Source organism: Protofrankia sp. Cr1 (assembly GCF_963555865.1).
In the GTDB taxonomy this organism is placed as follows: domain Bacteria; phylum Actinomycetota; class Actinomycetes; order Frankiales; family Frankiaceae; genus Protofrankia.
In genome coordinates this window covers 1-3,592 of sequence record NZ_CAUVXO010000523.1, presented here as the reverse complement: position 1 = coordinate 3,592, position 3,592 = coordinate 1, and the positions used below count along the sequence as shown (strand labels likewise).

Here is a 3,592-nt window from a genome sequence, read left to right as displayed (position 1 = left end):
ACGGGGAGTCCACGACGGACACGCCGGCACGTATGGCGAACGCCTACGTCGAGTTGCTGACACCCCGCGAGTTCGACCTGACGACGTTTCCCAACAGCGAGGACTACGAGGAGCTGGTTCTCGTCCGGGATATTCCGTTCCGGTCCCTGTGTGAGCATCATGCCCTTCCGTTCATCGGGACCGCGCACGTCGGGTACCTGCCGGCGTCACGGATCATCGGGTTGTCCAAACTCGCCAGAGTCGTGGAGCTGTTCGCGCACCGACCCCAGGTACAGGAACGCCTGACCAAGCAGGTCGCCGACTGGCTGGTCGAGCAGCTCCAGCCCAAGGGCGTGGGGGTCGTCCTGCACGCCCAGCACCTCTGTATGACCTTGCGCGGTGTCCACGCGATGGGCGCCGGCACCGTCACCTCGGCGTTGCACGGACTGCTGCGCAGCGACTCCCGTGCCCGCCACGAGTTCTTCACTCTCACGCAGTCCGGCCGCTGACCCATCACCGTGAGGACCACAATGCCCACAACGACTGCTGAGATCGGACGCGGCGCGTTCGATTTTTCGGCTGGCCACACAGGTCTGCATGACGGCGAGTTTGAACATCTGCACGGCCACACCTACCAGGTGGTGGTGCGGCTCACCGGCTTTCTCGACAGCGCCGGGATGATTATGGATTTCACCGACGTCAAAGCCGCTGTGCGGCGCACGATCGCACCGTTGAAGGGTCGCGTTCTCCTGGCCGGCCAAGTCACGCCCCCTATTTCGGTCGATACCACAGAGGGCGTTGTCACAGTGACGAGTTCCACGAAAAGGTATGTCTTTCCGGAACAGGACGTGGTGGTGCTACCGATAGCCAACACCACGACGGAAGCGCTCGCGGACCATCTCCTCGACGGTGTCCTGCGGAACCTGCGTGACGGCGATCGTCGGCTCGTGGGCGGTCTGCGCGTCATCGAGCTGGAGTTGTTCGAGGCTCCCGACACCTCGGCCACGGTTCGTGCCGACCTTGGTAGAGCGGGTGAACAGGATGGGCGCTAGCCCGGTGGACGTACACCACGACACAGACCGCATGCGGCCGCATCCTCGAGATCGCGCGACGGCACTTCTCGCCTACGCAGTGGAACGCCGCCTGGCGGGCTACGGCGATGCACTACCGGAAGAGGTAGCCGGCGATCCCTGGGATGCATGGTGGACGTGCTACCGGGCCGCCACCCCCGCCGATGACCTTGCCGTGTGTCTCCACCGCGAGCAGCAGGGATGCCCGGCGTGCACATGGGAGGCGGCAATGCTGGCCGGTAGGCGTCCTCCCGGGCATCCCGACGACCTCGGATCGACGCGGCGGTGCTCCTGCCTGGTGCACTGGGCGACCGCGATGCGCCGACCCAATGCCGCCACAGCCGACTGGCCCGGGTGGCGGATCACCATCGGGATGGTGAAACCGGGCGGCGACGCGGCCGCGGTTCGCGCCCTGCTCAGCGAGACCTACCGGGTCCTCGACACCGCCGAGCGGACCCTCACCGCCGCGGACGTCCGGCGCCTGTACCCGGACGCCTACGGCGCCGATTACGTCGCCCGTCACGACGCCTACCTCACCTCCGCACCCGTGACGGTCTTCGTCCTGCTCGCCGATACGCCGTTCGGCAGCAGCCAGGTCGCCGGCCTCAAACGCGACATCCGGCGCAGGCTCGGCGGTGTCGACGTCCTGCGCAACCACCTGCACATGCCCGACAGCCCCGGCGACGCCTTCTGCGATCTTGGCCACCTCGCCGGAACCGAAATGCTGACCCGCCTGTACGAGAGGTACGAACATGACCGAGCAGCCCACCGGCTGGCGTGCTACCGGGCTCTACTGGACCGGCGGGATCCCCGGGTTCGGACTGGCTGACCAGGCGGGGAGCGAACGCGAACAGCCGGCACATCCGGGAGCAACGCTGTCCTACGGGCTCGCCGGCGAGCGGCGTTGTATCGGGATCTGGCAGGCCGCCGACCGGCGGCGCCGCTGCTGCCCGTTCTCCCAGCCGCTGCCCGCGCAGGCGAGCAGCGCCCAGTGCGCCGCGTGTGCCGCCGTCGACCCCGGGCGGGCGTTCTCCCGGAGCTCCACCCCCGACGACGACCGCACCTACCGCCTCTATCTGGCATGGTTCGGAGTCGGTCTGCTCAAGGTCGGCCTGACCGCGACCGCCCGTGACACCGACCGGCTCGCAGAGCAGGGAGCAATAGCCTTCACGTGGCTCGGGCACGGGCGGCTGCAGGCGGTCCGTGCCGCCGAACGGGCGGTGGCCGCCAGCGGCCTCGCCCCCGACCGTCGGCAACGCCGTACCAAGATTGCCGCTTGGTGGTCCTTGCCGGTCGCCGACGAGCGTCGGCGGGACCTGGAAGCAGCCCACCGTGCGATCCACACGGCTGTGTCCTGGCCTGCGGGTCTGACGCTCGCACCGGCGGCGGTGGTCGACCGGGTCGCCGTGTTCGGCTTGGATCGCGTTCCCGTCTCCTGCCAGGAGGTCATCGGCCTGCACCTCGGCTCGGTGATCAACGGGACGGTACGCTGCGTCGCTGGCCGAGACCTCATCCTCGACACCGTCCACGGACCGGTACTTCTCGATGCCCGGCTCCTGGCCGGCTGGGCGGTCCACCCGACCGACGCCGTCATCGGCGGCCTTGACCTGCGTTCCTGCCACCATGTCCGGAGAGACGATGCCGCTGAGCAGCACGTCCTGTTCTGAGCCCCCGACCACCACCGGCCCGCAGGACGGGCCGGTGGTGGTCCTGGAGGGCATGCCCGGGGCCGGGAAAACGACCGCTGCCCGCATGCTGGCGGATGACCACATGGTGATCGGTGAATACACCACCGCTGGCGGCGACATCGTCGAGGTCGACGCGCACCCCACCGTCGAGGACGACGACGCGCACCAGCGCAACTGGCTGATCAAACACCGGCAGGTTGCCGCCGCCCGCCCCCGCGGTCCCGTGTTCGTCGATCGCGACTGGCTCACGGCCCTGGCTTACGCCCACAGCGTCGCCGCCACCGACGACGGCGCGTTGCTCGCCGAGCGGGCCCGGTGGGCACAACGCTGCCTGCACCGTGGCGACCTTGGGGTCGCCACCGTCTACGTCCTCTTCCCTCTTGACCCCGCGACTAGCTTGCAGCGCCGGGCGCACCGACTCATCCCCGGCCACCCCTGGAGCAGCCTGCAGGGTCTGCACCGCCTGGCCACTTTCTACGCCGATCCCGTCGCCGCGCTCGAGCTGGTCGCCTCCGCCCTGGCCGTCTCGCTGCGGCGGGCCACGTGGCTGTCGCTCCAAGAGGAGTCCACGCTGGAGCGGGCCGTTGAGGTCCTGCGTGACCTGGCCATCGGGCCATGACGTCATCGACGTGCGCCACGGTGGCGATCGCCATCCATGACGGCTTCTACGGCTGCGGCACCGGCGCCGGCTATTCCAACCGCGCCGTGCTGGAGACCCTCGTCGACATCCTTCCTCTCGACGTGCGACTCGTGGTCCTCCCGGTCCGCCTCGAGCCCTCCAGCCCCGAACACGACCCAGCCTGGCATGCCAGCAGCCTTGCCCTCCTCGATCGGCGCGCAGACACCGCGTTCCAC

Annotated in this window: 5 protein-coding genes and 1 pseudogene; all 6 read left to right on the top strand. The window is 68.9% G+C overall.

Annotation, left to right across the window (positions count from 1 at the left end):
• A partial coding sequence (gene folE / locus U9980_RS25070) for a GTP cyclohydrolase I FolE (RefSeq protein ID WP_322770183.1) occupies window positions 1-488 on the top strand: 488 nt, incomplete at its 5' end.
• A gap of 21 nt (window positions 489-509) precedes the next feature.
• Window positions 510-1,031 carry a 6-pyruvoyl trahydropterin synthase family protein gene (locus U9980_RS25065; RefSeq protein WP_322770182.1) on the top strand — a complete coding sequence of 174 codons (522 nt, stop codon included), beginning with the start codon at window positions 510-512 and terminating at the stop codon, window positions 1,029-1,031.
• Window positions 1,021-1,878 (top strand): hypothetical protein, encoded by an 858-nt coding sequence (locus tag U9980_RS25060; protein ID WP_322770181.1) that lies wholly within the window; start codon window positions 1,021-1,023, stop codon window positions 1,876-1,878. The genes U9980_RS25065 and U9980_RS25060 overlap by 11 nt, the downstream gene beginning before the upstream one ends.
• Window positions 1,802-2,716 (top strand): DUF2797 domain-containing protein, encoded by a 915-nt coding sequence (locus U9980_RS25055; protein ID WP_322770180.1) that lies wholly within the window; start codon window positions 1,802-1,804, stop codon window positions 2,714-2,716. The genes U9980_RS25060 and U9980_RS25055 overlap by 77 nt, the downstream gene beginning before the upstream one ends.
• Entirely contained in the window at window positions 2,688-3,356 is a 669-nt protein-coding gene (locus U9980_RS25050) for an AAA family ATPase (protein WP_322770179.1), read from the top strand. The genes U9980_RS25055 and U9980_RS25050 overlap by 29 nt, the downstream gene beginning before the upstream one ends.
• Before the next feature lie 20 nt (window positions 3,357-3,376).
• Window positions 3,377-3,592: pseudogene (locus tag U9980_RS25045) on the top strand (hypothetical protein); the annotation flags it as partial.